Annotated in this window: 16 protein-coding genes; 7 read left to right on the forward strand and 9 right to left on the reverse strand. The window is 61.2% G+C overall.

Annotated elements, in window-relative coordinates:
* The 6 genes from ACIQAL_RS03230 to gloB all read right to left on the reverse strand — a co-directional run bounded on the left by ACIQAL_RS03230 (position 1) and on the right by gloB (position 8,594).
* Positions 1 to 1,020 (reverse strand): ABC transporter permease, encoded by a 1,020-nt coding sequence (locus tag ACIQAL_RS03230; RefSeq protein WP_401142264.1) that lies wholly within the window; start codon positions 1,018 to 1,020, stop codon positions 1 to 3.
* 1 nt (position 1,021) lies between these two features.
* Positions 1,022 to 2,095 carry a microcin C ABC transporter permease YejB gene (locus ACIQAL_RS03235; RefSeq protein ID WP_166593218.1) on the reverse strand — a complete coding sequence of 358 codons (1,074 nt, stop codon included), beginning with the start codon at positions 2,093 to 2,095 and terminating at the stop codon, positions 1,022 to 1,024.
* A 1-nt stretch (position 2,096) separates the two neighbouring features.
* Entirely contained in the window at positions 2,097 to 3,989 is a 1,893-nt protein-coding gene (locus ACIQAL_RS03240) for an extracellular solute-binding protein (RefSeq protein WP_401142267.1), read from the reverse strand.
* A complete protein-coding gene (locus ACIQAL_RS03245) occupies positions 3,986 to 5,815 on the reverse strand; it encodes an extracellular solute-binding protein (RefSeq protein ID WP_401142269.1) in 1,830 nt (609 codons plus the stop codon). Before ACIQAL_RS03245 ends, ACIQAL_RS03240 begins: the two co-directional genes overlap by 4 nt.
* 259 nt (positions 5,816 to 6,074) lie before the next feature.
* Positions 6,075 to 7,715 carry a LysM peptidoglycan-binding domain-containing protein gene (locus tag ACIQAL_RS03250; protein WP_341959104.1) on the reverse strand — a complete coding sequence of 547 codons (1,641 nt, stop codon included), beginning with the start codon at positions 7,713 to 7,715 and terminating at the stop codon, positions 6,075 to 6,077.
* Positions 7,716 to 7,814: 99 nt separating this feature from the next.
* Positions 7,815 to 8,594, reverse strand: coding sequence for a hydroxyacylglutathione hydrolase (gene gloB / locus ACIQAL_RS03255; RefSeq protein ID WP_401142273.1), 780 nt, complete (start codon positions 8,592 to 8,594; stop codon positions 7,815 to 7,817).
* A 97-nt stretch (positions 8,595 to 8,691) separates the two neighbouring features.
* On the opposite strand from gloB, the gene ACIQAL_RS03260 reads away from it, so the two are divergent.
* The 4 genes from ACIQAL_RS03260 to ACIQAL_RS03275 all read left to right on the forward strand — a co-directional run bounded on the left by ACIQAL_RS03260 (position 8,692) and on the right by ACIQAL_RS03275 (position 11,796).
* Positions 8,692 to 9,450 carry a class I SAM-dependent methyltransferase gene (locus tag ACIQAL_RS03260; RefSeq protein ID WP_166593213.1) on the forward strand — a complete coding sequence of 253 codons (759 nt, stop codon included), beginning with the start codon at positions 8,692 to 8,694 and terminating at the stop codon, positions 9,448 to 9,450.
* Positions 9,451 to 9,497: 47 nt separating this feature from the next.
* Positions 9,498 to 9,956, forward strand: coding sequence for a ribonuclease HI (gene rnhA / locus ACIQAL_RS03265; RefSeq protein ID WP_401142276.1), 459 nt, complete (start codon positions 9,498 to 9,500; stop codon positions 9,954 to 9,956).
* A 475-nt stretch (positions 9,957 to 10,431) separates the two neighbouring features.
* Positions 10,432 to 11,175 (forward strand): DNA polymerase III subunit epsilon, encoded by a 744-nt coding sequence (dnaQ, locus tag ACIQAL_RS03270; protein ID WP_166593791.1) that lies wholly within the window; start codon positions 10,432 to 10,434, stop codon positions 11,173 to 11,175.
* Between the two features lie 48 nt (positions 11,176 to 11,223).
* The gene (locus ACIQAL_RS03275) at positions 11,224 to 11,796 is read left to right on the forward strand and encodes a GNAT family N-acetyltransferase (protein WP_401142279.1); all 573 of its coding nucleotides are present in this window, start codon (positions 11,224 to 11,226) and stop codon (positions 11,794 to 11,796) included.
* Between the two features lie 93 nt (positions 11,797 to 11,889).
* Here ACIQAL_RS03275 and ACIQAL_RS03280 read toward each other — a convergent pair whose 3' ends face one another.
* A complete protein-coding gene (locus ACIQAL_RS03280; RefSeq protein ID WP_341959093.1) occupies positions 11,890 to 12,102 on the reverse strand; it encodes a hypothetical protein in 213 nt (70 codons plus the stop codon).
* Positions 12,103 to 12,418: 316 nt separating this feature from the next.
* Here ACIQAL_RS03280 and ACIQAL_RS03285 point away from each other — a divergent pair, with 316 nt between their 5' ends.
* Positions 12,419 to 12,982, forward strand: a complete 564-nt coding sequence (locus ACIQAL_RS03285; RefSeq protein WP_401142283.1) for an NADPH-dependent FMN reductase — start codon at positions 12,419 to 12,421, stop codon at positions 12,980 to 12,982.
* A 105-nt stretch (positions 12,983 to 13,087) separates the two neighbouring features.
* Here the strand turns inward: ACIQAL_RS03285 and phnX are convergent, their stop codons facing one another.
* Positions 13,088 to 13,915, reverse strand: coding sequence for a phosphonoacetaldehyde hydrolase (phnX, locus tag ACIQAL_RS03290; RefSeq protein ID WP_401142286.1), 828 nt, complete (start codon positions 13,913 to 13,915; stop codon positions 13,088 to 13,090).
* A gap of 54 nt (positions 13,916 to 13,969) precedes the next feature.
* Positions 13,970 to 15,079, reverse strand: a complete 1,110-nt coding sequence (locus ACIQAL_RS03295) for a 2-aminoethylphosphonate--pyruvate transaminase (RefSeq protein WP_401142289.1) — start codon at positions 15,077 to 15,079, stop codon at positions 13,970 to 13,972.
* A 103-nt stretch (positions 15,080 to 15,182) separates the two neighbouring features.
* Here ACIQAL_RS03295 and ACIQAL_RS03300 point away from each other — a divergent pair, with 103 nt between their 5' ends.
* Positions 15,183 to 16,037: a LysR substrate-binding domain-containing protein gene (locus ACIQAL_RS03300; RefSeq protein WP_401142291.1), complete on the forward strand. Its 855-nt coding sequence runs from the start codon at positions 15,183 to 15,185 to the stop codon at positions 16,035 to 16,037.
* A 159-nt stretch (positions 16,038 to 16,196) separates the two neighbouring features.
* Complete coding sequence (locus ACIQAL_RS03305) at positions 16,197 to 21,563, forward strand: dermonecrotic toxin domain-containing protein (RefSeq protein ID WP_401142294.1); 5,367 nt, start codon at positions 16,197 to 16,199, stop codon at positions 21,561 to 21,563.
* Positions 21,564 to 21,585 lie beyond the last annotated feature (22 nt).

Consider the following 21,585-nt stretch of genomic DNA (forward strand, 5'->3'; position numbering starts at 1 on the left):
TCATTTCCTCGGATCGAATGCGTCACGGGCGGATTCGCCGATGAACACCAGCAAACTCAACATGATCGCCAGCACGGCAAAGGCACTGATGCCCAGCCACGGTGCCTGCAGGTTGGATTTGCCCTGCGCGACAAGTTCGCCCAGCGAAGGCGAGCCGGCGGGCAGGCCGAAGCCCAGGAAGTCCAGTGCGGTCAGGGTGCCGATCGCGCCGGTGAGAATGAACGGCATGAAGGTCATGGTCGAGACCATGGCGTTGGGCAGGATGTGGCGGAACATGATCGCGCCGTTCTGCATGCCCAGCGCGCGGGCGGCGCGCACGTATTCGAGGTTGCGTCCACGCAGGAACTCGGCGCGCACCACGTCCACCAGGCTCATCCACGAGAACAGCAGCATGATGCCCAGCAGCCACCAGAAGTTGGGCTGCACGAAGCTGGCGAGGATGATCAGCAGGTACAGCACCGGCAGGCCCGACCAGATTTCCAGAAAGCGCTGGCCCACCAGATCGACCCAGCCGCCATAGAAGCCCTGCAAGGCCCCGGCGATGACGCCGATGATCGAGCTGAGGATCGTCAGGGTCAGGGCGAACAGCACCGAGACGCGGAAGCCGTAGATGACTCGGGCCAGCACATCACGGCCCTGGTCGTCGGTGCCGAACAGGTTCTCCCGGGACGGCGGGGCAGGGGCCGGGACTTTCAGGTCGTAGTTGATGCTCTGGTAGCTGAACGGGATCGGCGCCCATAACGTCCAGCCGTCTTTCGCCGCGATCAATTCCTTGATGTACGGGCTCTTGTAGTTGGCTTCCAGCGGGAATTCGCCGCCGAAGGTCGTTTCGGGGTAGCGTTCGAACACCGGGAAAAACCACTGGCCGTCGTATTTCACGATCAGCGGTTTGTCGTTGGCGATCAGCTCGGCGCCGAGGCTCAGGCCGAACAGGATGAGGAACAGCCACAGCGACCACCAGCCGCGTTTGTTGGCCTTGAAGCGTTCGAAACGGCGTCGATTGAGAGGGGACAACGTCATATCAATGATCCCTGCGGTCGAAGTCGATACGTGGGTCAACCAGCGTGTAGGTCAGGTCGCCGATCAGTTTCACCACCAGCCCCAGCAGGGTGAAGATGAAGAGGGTGCCGAACACCACCGGGTAGTCGCGGTTGATCGCGGCTTCGAAACTCATCAGGCCGAGGCCGTCGAGGGAAAAGATCACTTCCACCAGTAGCGAGCCGGTGAAGAAAATGCCAATGAACGCCGACGGGAAACCCGCGATCACCAGCAGCATCGCGTTGCGAAACACATGGCCGTAGAGCACGCGATGCTGAGTCAGGCCTTTGGCCTTGGCGGTGATCACGTACTGCTTGCCGATTTCATCGAGGAAGCTGTTTTTGGTCAGCAGGGTCATGGTGGCGAAGTTGCCGATCACCAGCGCGGTGATTGGCAGTACAAGGTGCCAGAAGTAATCGCCGACCTTGCCCAGCCAGCTCAGTTCGTCGAAGTTGCTGGAGGTCAGGCCCCGCAGCGGGAACCAGTCGAAATAACTGCCGCCGGCGAATACAACGATCAGCAGGATGGCGAACAGGAACGCCGGGATTGCATAGCCGACGATGATCGCCGAGCTGGTCCAGACGTCGAACTGGCTGCCGTGTCGCGTGGCCTTGGCGATCCCGAGCGGGATCGACACCAGGTACATGATCAGGGTGCTCCACAGCCCGAGCGAGATCGACACCGGCATCTTCTCGACGATCAGGTCGATGACCTTGGCGTCGCGGAAGAAGCTGTCGCCGAAATCGAGCCGGGCGTAGTTCTTGACCATGATCCACAGGCGTTCCGGCGCCGACTTGTCGAAGCCGTACATGTGCTCGATTTCCTTGATCAGCGCCGGGTCCAGGCCCTGTGCGCCGCGGTAGGTCGAGCCTGCCACCGAGACTTCTGCGCCGCCACCGGCGATGCGGCTGGTAGCGCCTTCGAAGCCTTCCAGCTTGGCGATCATCTGTTCCACCGGGCCACCGGGAGCGGCCTGGATGATCACGAAGTTGATCAACAGAATGCCGAACAGGGTCGGCACGATCAGCAGCAAGCGCCGCAGAATGTACGCCAGCATGTTATTGCTCCGTGTCCTTGGAAGGTGCTTCAGGCTCGGCGGCGTCCTGCGTGGTTTGCACCGGAATCGCAGGGGTCGCGTCGGGTTTGACCCACCAGGTCATGGTGCCGATGTCGTAGAGCGGGGATTTTTTCGGGTGACCGAGGTGATCCCAGTACGCGAGGCGCCAGGTCTTGATGTGCCAGTTGGGGATCACGTAATAGCCCCAGAGCAGGGTGCGGTCGAGGGCGCGGGTGTGGTCGATCAGGTTCTGACGCGAGTCAGCGTTGATCAGGCCACTGACCAGCGTGTCGACGGCCGGGTCCTTCAGCCCGATCAGGTTGTAGCTGCCCGGTTTGTCGGCGGCGGACGAATCCCAGTATTCGCGCTGTTCATTACCCGGCGAGCTGGATTGCGGGAAGCTGCCGACGATCATGTCGTAGTCCCGCGAGCGGCGGCGGGTGATGTATTGCGAGACGTCCACCCGGCGAATCTCCAGGTTGATGCCGATGTCCGCCAGGTTGCGCTTGAACGGCAACAGCACGCGCTCGAATTCAGTCTGAGCCAGCAGGAATTCGATGCTAACCGGCTTGCCTTCGGTGTCGACCATCTTGTCGCCGACGATCTTCCAGCCCGCATCTTTCAGCAGTGCAAAGGCCTTGCGCTGTTGCTCGCGAATGATCCCGCTGCCATCGGTGACGGGCAGTTTGAATTCATCGGTGAACAGCGCGGGTGGCAGTTTGTCACGCAACGGTTCGAGGATTTTCAGCTCGGCCTCGGACGGCAGGCCACGGGAGCCCATGTCCGAGTTGTCGAAATAACTTTTTGTACGTGTATAGGTGCCAAAAAACAGCTGCTTGTTGGTCCACTCGAAATCCAGCAGCAGGCTCAGGGCCTGACGCACACGGACGTCCTGGAACATCGGCTTGCGCAGGTTGAAGATGAAACCCTGCATGCCTTGCGGGTTGCCGTTGGGGATTTCTTCCTTGATCAAACGGCCCTCACGCACGGCGGGCACGTCGTAGGCCGTGGCCCAGTTTTTCGCGGTCATTTCCTGCCAGAAGTCGAAGGCCCCGGCTTTCAAGGCTTCGAGCGCGACGGTGTTGTCGCGGTAGTAGTCGGTGGACAGCTTGTCGAAGTTGTAGAAGCCCTTGTTGACCGGCAGGTCCTTGCCCCAGTAATCCCTGACCCGCTCGTAACGCACCGAGCGTCCGGGTTTGACGTCGACTACCTTGTACGGCCCGCTGCCCAACGGAATCTCCAGATTGCCCCTGCTGAAATCGCGGGTGGCCCACCAATGTTTCGGCAGCACCGGCAGTTGGCCAATGATCAGCGGCAGCTCGCGGTTGTCGTTGTGCTTGAACTTGAACAGCACCGTGGTCGGGTTTTCCGCGACCGCCTGATCGACATCGGCGTAATAGCTGCGGTACAGCGGGGAGCCGTCCTTGATCAGCGTCTCGAAGCTGAACACCACGTCGTCGGCACGCACCGGGTGGCCGTCGTTGAATTTGGCTTCAGGTCGCAGGTAGAAACGCACCCAGCTGTTGTCCGGGGCGCGTTCGACTTTTTCTGCGATGAGGCCGTATTCGGTGAACGGCTCGTCCAGACCCTGACGCATCAGGGTGTCGTAGATCAGACCGATGTCATCGGCGGGCACGCCCTTGCTGATGAACGGATTGAGGCTGTCGAAGCCGCCAAACCCGGCGCTGCGCAGGATGCCGCCCTTTGGCGCGTCGGGGTTCACGTAATCGAAGTGTTTGTAGTCCGCCGGGTATTTGGGCGCCTCGTTGTACAGCGTGATGGCATGTTGCGGCGCGGCCTGGGATGAGGCGGCCATCCCCAGCAGCAGTGGAGTCAGCAGGAACGGGCTCAGCAACAAGCCGCCAGCCCGCGTCAGGGAGCGGAGGGCAGTCATGGGTTTTTCTCCGAAGGCTTGAGCCACCACGCACGCAGGCCCAGGGTATAGGGCGGGGTGGTGACGAAGGCGAATCTGTTGCGGTACGCCAGACGATGGGTGCTGAGGTACCAGTTGGGGATCATGTAATGCTGCCAGAGCAGGACGCGGTCCAGTGCCTTGGTCGCGGCGACCTGATCTTCACGGGTTTTCGCCGACAATAACTGGCTGAGGAGGTTATCCACGACCGGATTGGCGACGCCCGCGTAGTTTTTGCTGCCCTTGATGCTCGCCTGGCTGGAATGGAAATACTGCCATTGCTCCAGGCCCGGACTCAGGGTCTGGCTGAGGGTCATCAGAATCATGTCGAAATCGAACTGGTCCAGCCGCTGCTTGTATTGAGCGCGATCGACCGTGCGCAGCCGAGCCTCGATGCCGATTCGCGTGAGGTCTTCGATGTAGGGCTGCAGGATTCGTTCGAGGCTTGGGTTGACCAGGAGTATTTCAAAACGCAACGGCTGACCGGCCGCGTTGGTCAGGCCACGGTCAGTGAATTTCCAACCGGCGTCGGCGAGCAGGCCGAGGGCGCGGCGAATGGTGTCGCGGGGCACGCCGCCGCCATCGGTTTTCGACACTGCAAACGGCTGGGTGAACAGTGGCGCGGGCAGTTGATTGCGATAGGGCGACAGCATCAGGAATTCGCGGCCGGAGGGCAGGTCGGTCGCGGAAAATTCGCTGTTGGGGTAGTAGCTGGTCGAGCGCTGGTAGGCGTTGTTGAACAGCGTGCGGTTGGTCCACTCAAAGTTGAACATCAGGCCCAGGGCTTCCCGGACGCGAATGTCAGCGAAGGTGCCGCGCCGGGTGTTCATGAACAGGCCTTGGGTCTGGGTCGGGATCTGGTGCGGAATCTGCGCCTTGATCACACGGCCTTCGTTGACGGCGGGGTAGTCGTAGCCGGTGAACCAGTTCTTGGCCTGATGCTCGATATAGATGTCGAATTCGCCCGCTTTGAAGGCTTCGAACGCGACGTCGGCATCGCGGTAGAACTCCACTTCCACGCGGTTGAAGTTGTACTTCCCGCGATTGACCGGCAGGTCCTTGCCCCAGTAATCCTTGACCCGCTCGAACACCAGGCTGCGCCCCGGACGGACTTGAGTGATGCGGTACGGACCGCTGCCCAGCGGCGCCTCAAAGGTGGTGGCCTTGAAGTCGCGGTTCTTCCAGTAATGCTGCGGCAGCACGGGCAGTTCACCGAGGCGCAAGATCAGTAATGGGTTGCCGGACCGCTTGAACACGAAACGGATGCGATGGCGGTTGAGGATGTCCACCCGTTGCACTTCCTGCAACGCCGTGCGGTATTGCGGGTGTCCGTCTTTCAACAGGGTTCTGTAGGAAAACGCCACGTCGTAGGCAGTGATCGGCTTGCCGTCGTGAAAGCGCGCTTCGGGGCGCAGGTTGAACACCACCCAACTGCGGTCCTCGCTGTATTCGACGGTCTTGGCGATCAGGCCGTAGCTCGACGTCGGTTCATCGCCGGACGGATCGTATTGCCCGGTGCCGACCATGAGCGGTTCGTTCAGCTCACTGACGCCGTACTGGCCGAAATTGGGGGTCGAGATCGGGCTGCTGCCCTTGAAAGTGTAGGGGTTGAGCGTGTCGAACGTGCCGTTGGCCATGATTCGCAAGGTGCCAGCCTTCGGCGCCTCGGGGTTGACCCAGTCGAAATGGGTGAAGCTGGCCGGGTACTTGAGGACACCGAACTGTGCGTAACCATGGCTTTCGCTGATGGTCGCGGCGGCTGTCGTGCTCAAGACCAGGCTGAAAGTCAGCAGCAGGAGGCGTATCAAATGGCGTTCGATCCAGGCAGCGGTCGGTCACAGTAACAGCTTGTATGGGCTGGAAAAAGGTGGGGGCGAAGGGTGTGAGGGTTACGGCAGGTTGATGCAAAACCCTGTGGGAGCGAATTTATTCGCGAGACGCCGGTACATTCGATGAAGATCCGTCGACTGATCAATTGCCTCGCGAATGAATTCGCTCCCACAGTTAATCGGCGTTCGGCAGGGAAATGGTGAATTTATCCAATCCCTGCCAGCTCGACTTTGCGAATCAATGCGGCAAATAAACCGTCAACGTCTGCCCAGGCTTCAACGCCTGGCCGCTGCGCGGGTTCCAGCGCTTGAGGTGTTGCATCTCGACGTTGAAACGCTTGGCCACGGCGTACATTGAATCGCCTTTCTGGATCTTGTACTGCATCGCCTTCGGTTCGGCGTCCTGAGCCTTGCCTTTGGCCTTGCTGCCGGTGTCGGCCTTGGCCACGGCGCGGGCGCTGGCTTTGGTGGTTGGCGCAGGGGCAGGCTTGCTGTTGTCCTGCATCACCAGCGTCTGGCCCACTTTCATGTTGTGGCCGGTCAGCTTGTTCCAGTGCTGCAGGTCCTTGGCGTCCACCTTGTTGACGCGGGCGATCTGCGCGAGGGTGTCGCCCTTCTTCACTTTATAGGTGCGCATGCGGACAGGCTTTTCATCCACCTCGGCCACTTCTTCGAACACCGGCATCGCGGTTTTCATGCCCGGTTGTACGGGGATGGTCAGGGCCTGGCCGCGCTTGAGGTGATTACCCGAGAGCTTGTTCAAGTCCTTGAGCGTGCTGGTCGACACCTTGTAGCGGCTGGCGATGCTGGCCAGGCTGTCGCCCGGACGCACGCGGTATTGCTGCCAGTCCACCAACTCTTCGGGCTTCATGTTCGAGAGGTTGGCGGTCAGCAATTGTGATTTGGAGGTCGGCACCAACAGGTGCTGAGGGCCGTCGATGGTCAGGCGCTTCTTGAACGCCGGGTTGAGCTGCATCAGCTCGTCTTCATCGATGTTGGCCATCTGCGCGACTTTGGACAGGTCCATGCGCTGGTTCAGCTCGACGACTTCGAAGTAAGGCTTGTTGTCGATCGGGTTGAGGTTGACGCCGTAGGCTTCCGGCGACATGACCACTTGCGACAGGGCCAGCAGTTTCGGCACGTAGTCGCGGGTTTCCTGCGGCAGCGGCAGGTTCCAGTAGTCGGTCGGCAGATTGAGCTTTTCATTGCGTTCGATGGCGCGGCTGACGGTGCCTTCACCGGCGTTATAGGCCGCGAGAGCCAGCAGCCAGTCGCCGTTGAACATGTCGTGCAGCTTGGTCAGGTAGTCAAGGGCGGCGGCGGTGGACGCTGTGATGTCGCGGCGGCCATCGTAGAAACTGGTCTGGCGCAGGTTGAAGTAACGCCCCGTGGACGGGATGAACTGCCAGATGCCGGCGGCATCGCTGCGAGACAGCGCGTTCGGGTTGTAGGCGCTTTCGATGACCGGCAGCAGCGCCAGTTCCAGCGGCATGTTGCGTTCTTCGAGGCGTTCGACGATGTAGTGCATATAAAGGCTGCCACGCTCACCGGCCGTTTCGAGAAACGACGGGTTGTTGGCGAACCAGAGACGCTGTTGGTCGATGCGCGGGTTGAGGCCGTTGCCGTCTTGCAACTGGAAGCCCTGACGCATGCGTTCCCACACGTCATGGGGCGGGGCCAGCGGAGCGGGTTTGCGTGCCACGAAAACGGGCTGGGGTTTGGCGACGGCGGGGGTGTGCGAGACATTGGTCGAGCCGCTGGGCTCCAGGCTGCTGGTGGTCTGGCAGCCTGCCAACGTTGCGCTCGCGACCACCGCGATTGCCTGAGCTAACCGAGTCAATGCGTCGGAATTAAAGGTTCTGCGTATGGATGACGACATTGGCTGGGGGATAGTTCCAGTCGAAAATGTCGGGCGATTCTAGAAAGCGTCTTAAGAACGGTCAACCTTTCAGAATTTTTGTGCCGATCCGCAACCCGTTTAGAACTTATCTTTCCAAGCCCGCAAGGCGGCAAAAACGGCTACAGGCGACGCGTTGTCTATACCCGTCCGTTCGTCCGCTTTTTGTTTTACCGAAGGTTGCGAAGCTCGCAAAAACGGATTGGTCTTGCGTTCCAGCCCCAATGTCGAGGGCAGGCTGATACGGTTTTCCTCGCGCCAGCGGGTCACTTGCTCGAAACGGCCAGTGACGTCCGGGTTCTCCGGCTCCACGGCCACGGCAAAACGCAGGTTGCTGAGGGTGTATTCATGAGCGCAGTACACCTCAGTGCTGTCGGGCAACTCGGCCAGACGGCTCAACGAATGATGCATCTGCTGCGGGGTGCCTTCGAACAGGCGACCGCAGCCCGCCGCGAACAGCGTGTCGCCGCTGAACAGCAGGGGCGTCTGCGGATCGGCGTGATAAAAGGCGATGTGCCCCAGGGTGTGGCCGGGGACCGCATGGACGGCGAAGGTCAGGCCGAGTACGGTGACTTCATCGTGATCGGACAGCGCAACGTCCCGGGCCGGAATTTTTTCGTTGGCCGGGCCGTAAACCCTGGCGCCAGTCACGTCCTTGAGCTCGGCCACGCCACCGGTGTGGTCCGCGTGGTGATGGGTGATCAGGATGTCGCTCAGTTCCCAGCCTGGGTGGTTGCCCAGCCAGGCCAGCACGGGCGCGGCGTCGCCGGGATCGACCACGGCGCAACGCTGGCTGGCATTGTCTTGTAACAACCAGATGTAGTTATCGGTGAAAGCGGGCAGGGCATCGATCTGTATCATGGCGCGATTCACTTGGCTGGAAACAAAGCGCAATCTTAGAGTCTGAATAGCGTCCACGCGAGCCTTCCTCGCGCGGGCCATCTCATGGAGACCGGAAATGACCGATGAAGCGTTCGCCCAGGCCGACCCCGAGTGGCTTGAGTTGATCAGCGCTGCCCGTGAGTGGCTGTCCGGCCCTTTAGGGCAGTTGTTGCTGGAAGAAGAACGAAAGGTGCTCGAAGAAGAGCTCGAACGGTTCTTTGGCGGCTATCTGGTGCATTACGGACCGTCGGCGCAAAACCCGCCCGAAGCCAAGCAGGTGCAGCGCAACGTACGGCTTGGCGCGCCGTTGCCGGGGGTTGAGATCGTTTGCGAAGAGCAGGCCTGGCCGTTGAGCGAGCACGCGGCTGACGTCGTGGTGATGCAGCACGGGCTGGATTTCTGTCTTTCTCCCCACGGTCTGTTGCGCGAAGCCGCCAGCAGTGTGCGACCTGGTGGCCATTTGGTGATCGTCGGCATCAACCCTTGGAGCACGTGGGGCGTCCGTCATTTCTTCGCCAACGATGCCTTGCGTCGGGCGCGTTGCATCTCGCCATCGCGGGTCGGCGACTGGCTCAATCTGCTGGGCTTCGCGCTGGAGAAACGCCGGTTCGGGTGCTATCGTCCGCCGCTTGCTTCGCCCAAGTGGCAAAACCGCCTGTCAGGCCTTGAACGACTGGGTGGTGGCTGGCAGAGCCCCGGTGGCGGCTTCTATTTATTAGTGGCACGCAAGATGGTGGTCGGGCTGCGACCGGTGCGCATGCCCCGCCGGGAGCCCATGGGCAAACTGCTGCCGCTGCCGATGGCCAAGGTCAATCGGCGCACCCCCGAGCTTTGATGCCTTAGGGTTGATAGCCGGGCTTCATCAATTCTGGAACGAATGTAATGAGCGATACCGATACCGTCGAACTCTTCTCCGATGGCGCCTGCAAGGGCAATCCCGGTCCTGGCGGCTGGGGCGCATTGCTGGTCTGCAAAGGCGTTGAAAAGGAACTCTGGGGCGGTGAGGCCAACACCACCAACAATCGCATGGAACTGCTGGGGGCGATTCGCGGGCTGGAAGAGCTCAAGCGTTCCTGTGACGTGATTCTGGTGACCGACTCGCAGTACGTGATGAAGGGCATCACCGAGTGGATGGTCAACTGGAAGAAGCGCGGCTGGAAGACGGCGGCGAAAGAACCGGTGAAGAACGCCGACCTGTGGAGGCAACTGGACGAGCAGGTCAATCGCCACAATGTCACCTGGAAGTGGGTGCGCGGGCACATCGGCCACCCCGGCAACGAGCGAGCCGACCAGTTGGCGAATCGCGGGGTGGATGAGGTGCGGGGGATCAAGCACGGTTGAGGGCCTGTGCGGCCGATACATTTCCACCGCCTGACCCATCTTCGCGAATGAATTCGCTCCCACAGTTGAGTCCTTGCTAGGCCCGGACTTTGCGGCGCAGATTGACCCTGTAGGAGCGAATTTATTCGCGATTGGCCGGTGCAGCCGAGCATCTCCGCCGCCTGACCCATCTTCGCGAATGAATTCGCTCCCACAGTTGAGTCCATGTTAAGCCCGGGATTCGCGGCGCAGATGGACCCTGTAGGAGCGAATTTATTCGCGATTGGCCGGTGCAGCCGAGCATCTCCTACGCCTGACCCACCTTCGCGAATGAATTCGCTCCTACAGTGGGGTCCTTGTCTGGCCCGGATTCGCGGCGCAGATAAACTCTGTGGGAGTGGGCTTCATCCAATCGGTCGTGCACACATCCCGAAAACTCCCGTGTTAATATCCGCGCCTGCAACCGAGGCGCCAGGCAATGACTGCACAGAACATCATCACTGAACGTCGAGTCGTACTCGACACCGAAACCACCGGTATGCCCGTCACTGATGGCCACCGGGTCATCGAGATCGGGTGTGTCGAGGTGATCGGTCGGCGATTGACCGGGCGTCATTTCCACGTGTACCTGCAACCGGACCGTGACAGCGACGAGGGCGCCATCGGCGTTCACGGCATCACGGACCAGTTCTTGATCGGCAAGCCGCGCTTCGCCGAAGTCGCCGATGAGTTCTACGAGTTCATCAAGGGCGCACAGCTGATCATCCACAACGCGCCCTTCGACGTTGGCTTCCTCAATAACGAATTCAATCTGATTGGCCAGCACGACCGCGCCAATCTTTCCAGCTACTGCTCGATCCTTGACACCCTGGCCATGGCCCGTGAGCGTCATCCGGGTCAACGCAACAGCCTTGACGCCCTGTGCAAACGCTACGACGTCGACAACTCCGGTCGTGAGCTGCACGGCGCGTTGCTCGACTCCGAGATTCTGGCGGATGTTTACCTGGCGATGACCGGTGGCCAGACGGCCCTGTCCCTGGCGGGTAACAACGATGGCGAGGGCGGTGCGGACCGTCCTTCCGAAGTGCGGAAGATCGTCAACCGCACGCCGGGCCGGATCGTCATGGCGAGTGAGGCCGAAAGGGCCGAGCACGAAGCGCGCCTGGCGGTCATCGCCAAGTCGGCTGGCGCTCCGGCACTCTGGACTCAGTTGCTGGAAGCGCAGGCCCAGCAAGCCTGAGCCGCAGGCAGGCTTGACTCCGTTTATCCAAGGCGCAGGAGGCTCCCGGTGACAATGGCCAGCCCGACCCTGAGCATTCGTGTCGCGGACGAGTGCTTCGAGGATTACATCCTTAATTGTGAGTTCACCTTTGAGGTCACCGGCTACGCGCAGGTGCAGATCGGTCAGCCCGTGGCGCAATGGCCCGTGACGCCGGTCGAACCTTATCTGAAGAATTACGGGATTGATTCGGAAGAGTTCTGCAACTACCGCGACGGTGGCGACGGCACCGTGTTGGTGGCGTGGCTGGGCGAGGACCCGGTAGGGCATATCGTCATCAGCAAGCACTGGAATGGTTTTGCCCACATCGATGAGCTGGCGGTGGACACCGTGGCCCGACGCAACGGCGTGGCTCGGAAGCTGCTGGACGTCGCACAGTTCTGGGCCCGCAAACACCACCTGCCCGGCATCGTGCTGGAAACCCAGAACAACAACCTGGCAGCATGCAAACTGTATGAACGCTACGGGTTCGTGGTCGGCGGAATCGACCACCTGCGCTACCGCGCCATCGACCCGACGACGCAAGAATCAGCGATCTTCTGGTACCTGCTTTTCGACTCCGTCGACAGCTTCGAGCTATAAGCTGCAAGCCACGAGCTAAAAGCAAACAACGCATTCCCAGACACCGCGCACTGCTTCTGCTTGCAGCTCGCCACTTGCAGCTTATGGCTGCTGTCAGCTGGTGCGGGTAAGTTTGATCCCTGACTGCACCAATTCGAATTCATCGCCACCCAAGTGGTTCACGCGGTCGCCAATGGCCAGGCGATAGGTGGACACGGGCTCCTTGCCGTCAGCCTCGTCGGGCTGTGATTCGCGGAATTCATGCACCGGGTAGATGCGACCTTCCGCATCTCTGGCATGAAATTGCCCAACTAGAACTGAAGCCATTTGCTTTGTAACCTCTGGAAATAACTGCTCGTTTTCGCTCGCATCGTACCACTGCGCGCCGTGAATCCGTGTCCGCTCGTAAGGCAAATCCGTAGGATCTGTAGGCACCTTCCTCGCTCAAGCCTTTCAGACCGCCGTTTTGAGGGGGAGTTTTCGTTGAGGGAAAAAATAGTCGCGACCAACGGTAGGTGTGGACGCGACGAGATTCGCCACGAAGATCGGCGGATTCGATGAGTAGCAACCAAAAAACAGGGCGGACTGAACGGCATCTTTCATCTATAACTGTCCACTCCTCCATCAGAAGAAGGTCAGCTTCATGAGCCAGCCCCATACCATTGCAGTGATCGTCGGCAGCTTGCGAAAAGACTCCCTCAACCGCAAAGTCGCCCGCGCACTGGCAGAGTTGGCACCGCCCAGCCTGAAACTGAGCATCGTCGAAATCGGCGACCTGCCGCTGTACAACGAAGACATCGACCTCGATTCTCCTCCGGCGGCCTACACGGCGTTCCGTCAGTCGCTCCAGGGCGCCGACGGTTTCCTGTTCGTCACCCCTGAGTACAACCGCTCGGTGCCCGGTGCACTGAAAAACGCCATCGACGTGGGCTCGCGTCCGTACGGCAAGAGCTCGTGGGGCAAGGCCAAACCTGCGGCCGTGGTGAGCGTATCGCCGGGTGCCATCGGTGGTTTCGGTGCGAACCAGCATTTGCGCCAGAGCTTTGTGTTTCTCGACGTGCTGTGCATGCAGCAACCTGAGGCGTATCTGGGCAACGCCGGGACGTTCTTCGATGAGCAAGGCAAGCTGAGCGAGAAGACCCGCCCGTTCCTGCAGGCCATCATCGATGCGTTTGCGGCGCACGTTGAGCGCACGGTCAAGGCCTGAGAGCTGAAGCCTCTGTAGCAGTCCGGCTTGCCGTCGGTCGCGAAAATGAAATCGTCACCGCCGGCCAGCCGGCCAGCCGGGCAGCTACGGCAGCGGTGACCGGTTTCAGCAGCCCTGCGGCACTTCCCCTTTCTCCAGACGCCGGTTGATGTCGGCGATCACCTCGGGCAACTCATTGATCGTATCGACGAGATAGTGCGGGCGTGAGCCTTCGAACATCCCGCGAATGCGAGTGCGTTCAGCGTCGAGCTTGTCAGGCGTCAGCGCGCGATACGCCTCGTACATCAGCCCCAGCGCATTGCCCGAGCAGAGCAGTGCCACTGTCCACATTCCCGCGCGCCGGCCTTCGAGAATCCCCGGCACGGTGTCGTCTACTTTGACGCACGCCGCTACATCGTCGACCCCCAACGCAATCACATTGGCCAGCGCTTGTGCAGGCCAGGGGCGCCCGTTTGGCACCTGATCAGCGGCGACCACATGGTCGGCCACGTAACCGTTTTGCGCGGCCAGTTCGACGACTTTTTTCATCACCACCGCCGGATAGCCCGAGCAGGAACCGATCTTCAGTCCTTGTTGGCGCAGACGGGTGAGGGTGTCCAATGCGCCGGGGATCAGTGCCGAGTGCTCGGCGATTTTTTCGATTTGCAACGGCATGAAGCGTTCATAGATCGCCGTCACGTCCTCGTCTGTGGGCACGCGGCCGAACACCTCGCGGTAACGCTCGGCAATCGGTGATTGATCGCACAGCGCCCGAATGTGGTCCCATTTGCCCATGCCCATGGGGCCGCGAGCTTCTTCGATGGAGACTTGCACGTCGAATTCGGCGAAGGCCTCGACGAAAATCTGCGTCGGGGCGAACGAGCCGAAATCGACGACCGTGCCCGCCCAGTCGAGAATCGCAGCCTGCAGGTGAGTAGGGTGCTGATAGTTCATCGGTCAATCCTCATAGTTGTGGCGAATTCAGGGTTAACAACAAAGGAGTGAGGCTCAGATGTCCAGCACCTCCATTTCCCGCAGCACGTCACCGATGGCATCGACGGCAGCCCGCATGCCTTGGGGGTCCACATGGCCGATGCAGCCAACGCGGAAGGTGTCAACTTGGGTCAGTTTTCCGGGATAGAGGATGAAACCCTTGGCCTTGACCCGCTCGTAGAACTCCTTGAACTGATAACGCGCATCGCGGGGGGCGTGGAAGGTGACGATGATCGGCGCTTGAATCAAGGGGGGCAAAAACGGGCGCAATCCCCGTTCGACCATGCCTTTGATCAACGTCTGGCAGTTGGCGGTGTAGCGGGCATTGCGCGCGGGCAGGCCGCCTTCCTCCCGGTATTGCAGCAGGGCTTCGTGCAGCGCCGCGACCACGTGGGTTGGCGGGGTGAAACGCCATTGCCCGGTCTTGGCCATGTAGGCGTACTGGTCGTGCAAGTCCAGCGACAGCGAGGGCGAATGGCCCGCTGCGGCATCCAGCGTTTCTTTGCGGACGAAGACAAACCCCATCCCCGGCACGCCCTCCAGGCATTTGCCCGAAGCGGCGATCAGCGCGTCGAACGGGATGTTCGCGGCATCCACCGGCAGTGCGCCGAATGAGCTCATGGCATCAATGATCAGCCGTTTACCGTGGCGAGCGACGACGTCCGCGATCTCCGGCAGCGGGTTGAGGATGCCGGTGCTGGTTTCGCAATGAATCAGCGCGATATGGGTGATACGCGAATCGGCTCGCAACATCGCTTCGAGATCGGCCTCCGTGATGGGCTGGTCTTCCGGGGTTTCGAACGTGCAAAACGCTCGGCCCAGCACGTCGCAAATCTTTGCTAGTCGTTTGCCGTAAGCGCCGTTGATAAGTACCAGCACCTTGCCGTCGCGAGGCACCAGCGTACCGATGGCGGCTTCGACGGCGAAGGTGCCACTGCCCTGAAGCGGTACGCAGCGATGGGTGCCGTGGCCGTTGAGGATGTCCAGCAATTGCGAACAGACGCTGGCGGTCAGGGCATTAAAGCGTTCGTCCCACGAACCCCAATCGACCATCATTGCTTGCCGGGTGCGGGCGGACGTGGTCAACGGGCCGGGTGTCAGCAGAATGGGTGCGGTGTTGCTCATGATGGGGCCTCGCAGTGTCAGGACGTGATGGGGCTACGTTGACGATCGGGCGGCTATCAATCAAATTGCTTGTTGTTATCCGAACTATAAGTCAGGCCGATTCATGAACCTCTTTCAACTGCGCGCCTTCGATGCCGTGGCCCGCGAAGGCAGCTTCACCCGCGCAGCCGCGCGCCTGTTCATCAGCCAGCCCGCCGTGACCGGGCACGTGAAGGCGCTGGAAGATCGCTATCAGATCACCCTGCTGCGGCGCACGGCGCGGCGGGTCGAGCTGACGGAAGAGGGGGTGAAACTGGCGGCGATCACCCGTGCGATGTTTGGCATGGCCGAGGAAGCCGAAGCGCTGCTGGAGGCCCATCGCGAATTGTTGACGGGGCGTCTGGAGGTGGTAGCGGATGGGCCGCATCTGGTCATGCCCATCCTGGCGCGGCTGCGTGCGAAGTACCCGGGGATCACGGTCAATTTGCGCTTGGGCAATGCTCAGGACACCTTGGCCGCGCTGGTTTCGGAACATGCCGATGTGGCGGTGTTGACCGAGGTGGAATCGCGCAAGGGCTTGCATGTGAAGAACCTGACCCAGTCGCGAGTCTGCGCGTTATTGCCGGTCGGGCATGAATGGGCGAATGAGATCGAGATCGCGGTTGAGCGTCTGAATCGGCAGATCATGGTGCTGCGCGAATCGACCTCGGTGACCCGCAAGACCTTCGATGCGGCGTGCGCTTTGGTCGAGGTCAATCCACGGGTGTTACTGGAGCTGGACAGTCGTGAAGCGGTGACGGAAGCGGTGGCGGCGGACCTCGGTATTGGCATTGTGTCGTCGGTCGAAGTCAGCCACGACCCGCGCGTGGTGGCGGTGCCGCTGGTGGGGGAGGGGTTGGTGAATCAGCATTTCATCGGCTGCCTGGAGCGGCGACGTGAACTGCGATTGATCCAGGCGTTTTTTGCGCTGGTCCTGTAGCGATCGGCTCGCCCGCGCTGGCATCAGTGAATCTGAGATATCCGCCTGCGTGCACAGCATTATGTAGCGCAGGGCGTGCGAGGTTTCTCCCTACGCTCCTTGGCATGTGGCCCATGGCCGGTGAACACCGGCCTGGGCATTTCGTGAAAAGGAGCTTTCATGTCTATTAATACCGTCAACTATTTCCACCGGGCTTCGCTCAGACAGCGCTTTCTCGATGGCCTGGATGACGCTGCGCAAGCACGTCGCCTGACGGCCGACGAGCGCGTATGGCTGCAATGCCTGGCCCACGATCCCGACGAGGACGACCTTGATCCACTGAGGGTGGATCGGCTGGTGTTCAGCGATGGCGCCCGACGGCCCTTCGAGCTGACCGCGACGTTGATGCTCAGCCATGGCCAAACCGACGATCCCCATGTGTATCTGTTCAGCCTGGCGAACGGCGTCGAAGCCTTCGAGGATCGCCGTGCGCTGCTGGCCGTCCTGCGTGAACGTTTCGCCGGGGGCGCCGACACCCTGTTCGAGTACGAAAAGATCGAAGGCAACCCGTTCAGGGCGCAAATGCTGGCCATCGTCGATCAGCAGGTAGAGGCGGTCGGGCAAATGACGACGCAATTGAGTCAGATCCCTTCGCTGCTGGAGGCCTCCACTGCCTCGTTGACCCGAGAGCTGCAACGCTTGCTGCCGCACATGCCCCTCGACCCGGTGACGCATGTGTTGCAGATCGCGCCCATCGACGACGGCGATGCCGAGCCGGACCTGGTGGTCCAGACTCTGGCGCAAGCGGCATTCGACGACAGCTGCAAAGTCACGTTGGACGTCGGCTATGAGCGTCGTTTCCTCGACACCCGGGGACTGCTGGCGACGACGGCGGACAGCGCGCTGTTCCATCAGGCTTTCACGGCGGCCCACGCCGGGCTGGAGGCGTGCCATCGTGAATTGCTGACGGCCTACTGGCGTGCGACGGTGTCCGGCCCGACCACTCGACGCGCCCTGGCCATCGAGGGGTTCGTCGCTGGCTTGCGCCGCGAACTGTATGACCACCGTAACGATGGCACCTTGCACGTGGACACGCTCAATGCGCTGCTGCCGGTGTTGCAACTGCCGTCAGGAACGGTAGGCGGTGATCTTCGCTGCCATCGTTTGTCGCTCAAGGCAGGAGACGGCCCCGCCTGTCCGATGGCCGCTACCTTTCTGGTCAAGCCTGCAAACGGAGCCGAGGGGCAAATTCTCTGGTTCTCTCCCGATCATCGGCTGCTGCATTTTGCCGACCTGTCAACATTGACCGGGTTCCTGTCCACGGCGGCCGGGCGCGATCGGCTGCGACCAGCCCTGGCGTTGGCCGATCAAGCGGTCCTCGACAGGGTAGGGGCGCTGCAGATCGAGCTGGAAGAAATTCAGCTGCCATTGTGCGCCGAGCGTGTCGATTCGGTGATCGCCCAGCAGGCACGCAACCTCGCGTTCGCCAGGCGTCAGACCTGCGCCTCGGAACAACTGACGGCCATGCTCGATGATGCGCTGGACGTTCGGGCGCTGCTTGATCCCCGGCAATTGGCGTTCGGGTCGGGGCGCTGGTGTGAGGGCGTTTCGACCGATTTCGCTCAAACGTGGCTTAAGCACGAAGCGGCAACGGTGCCGGCCGAACCGATGATCGTGCCGGTCATCGAAGCGGCCCCGGAGCCTGTCGCTCAGGTGAGCGAAGGGGTCAACTCATCCGAACCTGTCCCGGCCGGCGAACTGACCGAGCCCGCGCCAGAGCCTGCTGATAAAGAGGACGAAACGCCCGCCCCCCTGCGCTCCCTGACGGCCTCTTGGGTTGAGTATGCCCAGGCTTTCGACGCGCGGGCCGGGCGCCTGCAACAGCTGGACAATGTGCTGATCCAGTCGGCGAGTCATACGCTGCAGCGGTATCTGTGCGTGCTGTTCGACGGCTACCTGCCTGCGCAATCGTTCAAGGCTCAGTGGCTGGAATCGGGACCGGCGGACACCTCCGATGTGGAAGGGCACAGCGTATCGGTCAGTGAATCACTGCATGTGGTCACGCTGGACCTGGTTTCGTTGCTGCTTGAATGCGTGAGTGGCCACCGCTCCGCGGCGATGCACCCCAGTACCCGTCTCAAGGTCGATGCGATGGTCTCGATGGGGGCGCTGGAAACCGACCTGATCAATCACGTGCTCACCGAAGCGGTCAGGGCGTTCGATCAGCGATACGTCGAGGCCTTCAAACAGTCCAGGCTCGGTGTGCAGCGCAAAGATGATCAACACTCGACGCCGTACCAGGTTGCGCTGAGCATTCGCGATGATGCGATTCGCCTGGACCTGTCTCTGGCCAAGCGTCAAGCCAGGATCGACAGCATCGCGGTGACCCTGGTTCGGCAGGTGCTGGATCGCCCGATTCGTGGTCTGCGTCTGGCGCTGGGCGTTCCTGTGACGGAAGCGTACTCGGTGTCGTTCGCTCATGGTGATCAACCGGCGGCTTCTTTGTGCGATACGCTGGTGCTCCGGCAGCCTCTGAACCCGGACAGTCCGGTGCTGTTGTGGTCGTGCGAGGTCGGCTGGCGCCAGTTCGCGTCGATCGAACGCATGGAAGCCACCGTGCGGTACAACGTTCAAAACGATCGCGAGCGCTGGTTGCAGCTCCTGAGTGAAGAGGATCGTCGTGCGTTACAGGCGAAGCTATCGAACGCAACGGACAGCGATTTCCGAATTGAGCTGACGCGTCTGGACGGTCACACGTCGCGAGCGTTGCAAGACCGCATGATGACCCGCCAGCACCAGGACCTGCAGCTGTTGTGCAGGCGAGCGCGACGTTGCCGTTTCGAGGCCGGCCTGTTCACGCGCCTGGCGAGCGCGACGGAACTGGATGATCTGCTGATCGGGTCACTCGACGGCCTGTCGGTGAGAATCGACAACAGCATTTTCGAGGCGATGCTGCCGTCATGGGTGAGCGAGGCGTCGATCGCCGAACTGGTGGATTACTACAACATCTTCAAACGCTATTACCAAAACAGCGACGACGGCAGGGATTTCCTGTTTGGCATCCCGAGCTTGCAGGATCTGGCGCGACAACGACTGACCGAAACCTTGAAGCGGGATTTTCCCGCCGAGGCATTCGATCCGGATCAGATCACGGTCACGTCGCGACGCTACATCACGGCGTTACCCGCCACCGGTGAATTGCCTTCGGGGGTGCCGGCCGCCACTGAGGTGCGCACTGAGTCCCTCATCGACTATGCGATCAACCGCTTCGTCGATGCTCAGGACGCGGCGCTCAGTGTGCATTACCCCGGACCGTCTCACCGTGGCGCAGCGCTGACGCCCGATTACCTGCGTTCGCTGGTCAGGTCCGTGAACGTAGGCGCGGCCTACACCACCTTGCTGCGCAATGCGTTCAATCCCACCGAGCCTCACTATGCCGCGCGCCAGCGCCTGTTTATTGGCCAGTTGCCTTCGGCATTGATGTCGGTCGCGCTGCCGGACAAGGTCCAGGACAAGCTCAGCGCCACTGCCTATGAATTCATCGCCCGCGTGCTGGACATGCCCGACGGCATTGCCCGCGAACCGATCGGTGGCGCATGGGTCATCTTGAGCCAGTTGCAGTTGGTGGCAGACGAAGGCATGACCCCCGATCCGGTCACCGGGGTCTATTTAATCTGCTCGACGGCACCCGATGCCGGGCCTGTGGTGCTGTATGCGGTTTATCACGAAGCGTTCGTGTTCCGTGAATACGCCAATCGCGAGGCGCTGCAGACAGCCATTCGTACGGACGCATCCCTCCAGCCATTGCTGCTGGAGCGCTTGGCGCCGGACGTGCATCGCCGCTACGCCCACGGCGGTTTCATCGAGCCGCATCTGCCGTTTTCGACTGAAGCCTTCAATGAACTGCCGGTACGCGTGCCTGGGCCTGTCACGCTGAACATTGCCGAAATCAAAGGTAACGCGTTGCAAACGTTGTTCGCTGGCACGCTGGACCTGCTGGTGGCGATGGGCACGTCCAATTCGGTGACCAACGCCCAGGCCGATGATGCAGGTCGCAGGTTTTTGGCCACACTGGCGCTCAGTCAGGCCCTCACGCTGCTCCCCAGCAAGTTGGCTTCACTGGTCACCCTCTGGCAGAGCCACACGCTGTTCCGGAATTCTGCGGTGTCAGCTTCTCGGCATCGGTGGGGGAAGGCGTTGTCGGAGTTCACCTCGGCACTGGGACTGATGGTGACGGCTCAGCAACAGTCACTGGAGGAACCTCCTCAAGGGGGCGCAGCGGCTCCGTTGGCAGAAGTCGCGGAGGAAGAGGCGGCCACTTCGTCTTTTTCCTGGGGCCGGACGACCCTGACGCCAGAACAACGCGTCAGGCTTCAAGGGCTGGAGGCGCAAAACGTCGCGCTGAATGAAATGCGTCACGACGAATTGCTCAACCTGTATTTCGACAGGGAGGATGAAACGCCTTATTCCGTCGTGGCCGGCCGTGTTTATCAAGTCAAACGGTTGGCTGAACGGGGCGAGTGGATGATCGTCGGTTCAGACAACGCGCCGGGACCGAAAATCGTACTGGACAGCAACCAGCGCTGGCAGTTGGATCTGGACCTGCGCCTCAGAGGCGGCGGGGGCGCCGTCACCCGCTTTCTTGACACCGCCTCCACCGCCAGCGCCGAGAGCGGCATGGTGATCGAGGCCAGCGGCATGGCCGAGATACGTCAAGCCTACCGTTACCGTGCCAGGCGCATCGCCGAGGCCCATTCGCTCGCCAGGCAATACCTGGAAAATTGTCTCGACAACCTCAATGCCCGTCAGGCGGACGGTACGCTCGACCCGCGCGTTGCAGGCATCGTCGGCGAATTCTTCGGAACGGCCAGCCCCGAGCAGGCCCTGTTGACGCGGGTGCAGGTGGCCGTCAAGGCGCTGCTGGATGGGGTGATGGCCCCCTCGTTGTCGCCATTCTCGTCAACCCGCTTTGTGATCGGGACCAACCGGCCAGGGCGCGGCCATGTGACCGCGTTCATCATTCCGATGGACCCTCAGCACCGGGTGTTTCTCACGGACCGTTTCTTCCGCCCGCCGCGTTTCCGGCTCAAACCCGCCGCCGCGCTTGAGGGCTTCGAGACAACCCCGCATTTCCAGGCATCGACCTTGATCCACGAATTGTCGCACTGGGTGCTCGATACCAAGGACATCGCCTACCTGGAGTCCAACGCGCCTTACCCTGACTTGCTCAGGGAGGACACGGCAGCCAATGTGCGCATGCGGGCGCAGATCGAACGCATGCAGGACTATCGGCTTTCGCATCGCACCCCCAAAAAGGATTTGTTCACGCAGGAAGAGGACGGTCATTGGCGGGATGTGCGTCGCGACGATGCGCTGGGGTATTCGAGCATCTTACGGATCACAGGCGCAAAGACCCTCGACGAGGCCCGGACGGTCTTTCTGGCCGATGTCGACAAACGCAGTCAGGTCATGCTCAAGAATGCGGATTCCGTCGGCTTGATGATCCTGCGCCTGGGGCGACGCAACTACACGGCATTGAACCCTTGAGAAGAACAAGACCGGGCTGAAC

It is taken from the genome of Pseudomonas sp. NPDC088368, from assembly GCF_044753445.1.
In the GTDB taxonomy this organism is placed as follows: Bacteria; Pseudomonadota; Gammaproteobacteria; order Pseudomonadales; family Pseudomonadaceae; genus Aquipseudomonas; species Aquipseudomonas bambusae.

What these genes read in the sequence shown, in the direction of transcription:
- ACIQAL_RS03305 (WP_401142294.1), top strand. Translation starts at nt 16,197, where the DNA reads ATGTCTATTAATACCGTCAACTATTTCCACCGGGCTTCGCTCAGACAG.
- ACIQAL_RS03285 (WP_401142283.1), top strand. Translation starts at nt 12,419, where the DNA reads ATGAGCCAGCCCCATACCATTGCAGTGATCGTCGGCAGCTTGCGAAAA.
- ACIQAL_RS03260 (WP_166593213.1), top strand. Translation starts at nt 8,692, where the DNA reads ATGACCGATGAAGCGTTCGCCCAGGCCGACCCCGAGTGGCTTGAGTTG.
- ACIQAL_RS03230 (WP_401142264.1), bottom strand. Translation starts at nt 1,020, where the DNA reads ATGACGTTGTCCCCTCTCAATCGACGCCGTTTCGAACGCTTCAAGGCC.
- ACIQAL_RS03295 (WP_401142289.1), bottom strand. Translation starts at nt 15,079, where the DNA reads ATGAGCAACACCGCACCCATTCTGCTGACACCCGGCCCGTTGACCACG.
- ACIQAL_RS03240 (WP_401142267.1), bottom strand. Translation starts at nt 3,989, where the DNA reads ATGACTGCCCTCCGCTCCCTGACGCGGGCTGGCGGCTTGTTGCTGAGC.
- ACIQAL_RS03235 (WP_166593218.1), bottom strand. Translation starts at nt 2,095, where the DNA reads ATGCTGGCGTACATTCTGCGGCGCTTGCTGCTGATCGTGCCGACCCTG.
- ACIQAL_RS03250 (WP_341959104.1), bottom strand. Translation starts at nt 7,715, where the DNA reads ATGTCGTCATCCATACGCAGAACCTTTAATTCCGACGCATTGACTCGG.
- rnhA (WP_401142276.1), top strand. Translation starts at nt 9,498, where the DNA reads ATGAGCGATACCGATACCGTCGAACTCTTCTCCGATGGCGCCTGCAAG.
- ACIQAL_RS03280 (WP_341959093.1), bottom strand. Translation starts at nt 12,102, where the DNA reads ATGGCTTCAGTTCTAGTTGGGCAATTTCATGCCAGAGATGCGGAAGGT.
- gloB (WP_401142273.1), bottom strand. Translation starts at nt 8,594, where the DNA reads ATGATACAGATCGATGCCCTGCCCGCTTTCACCGATAACTACATCTGG.
- phnX (WP_401142286.1), bottom strand. Translation starts at nt 13,915, where the DNA reads ATGAACTATCAGCACCCTACTCACCTGCAGGCTGCGATTCTCGACTGG.
- ACIQAL_RS03300 (WP_401142291.1), top strand. Translation starts at nt 15,183, where the DNA reads ATGAACCTCTTTCAACTGCGCGCCTTCGATGCCGTGGCCCGCGAAGGC.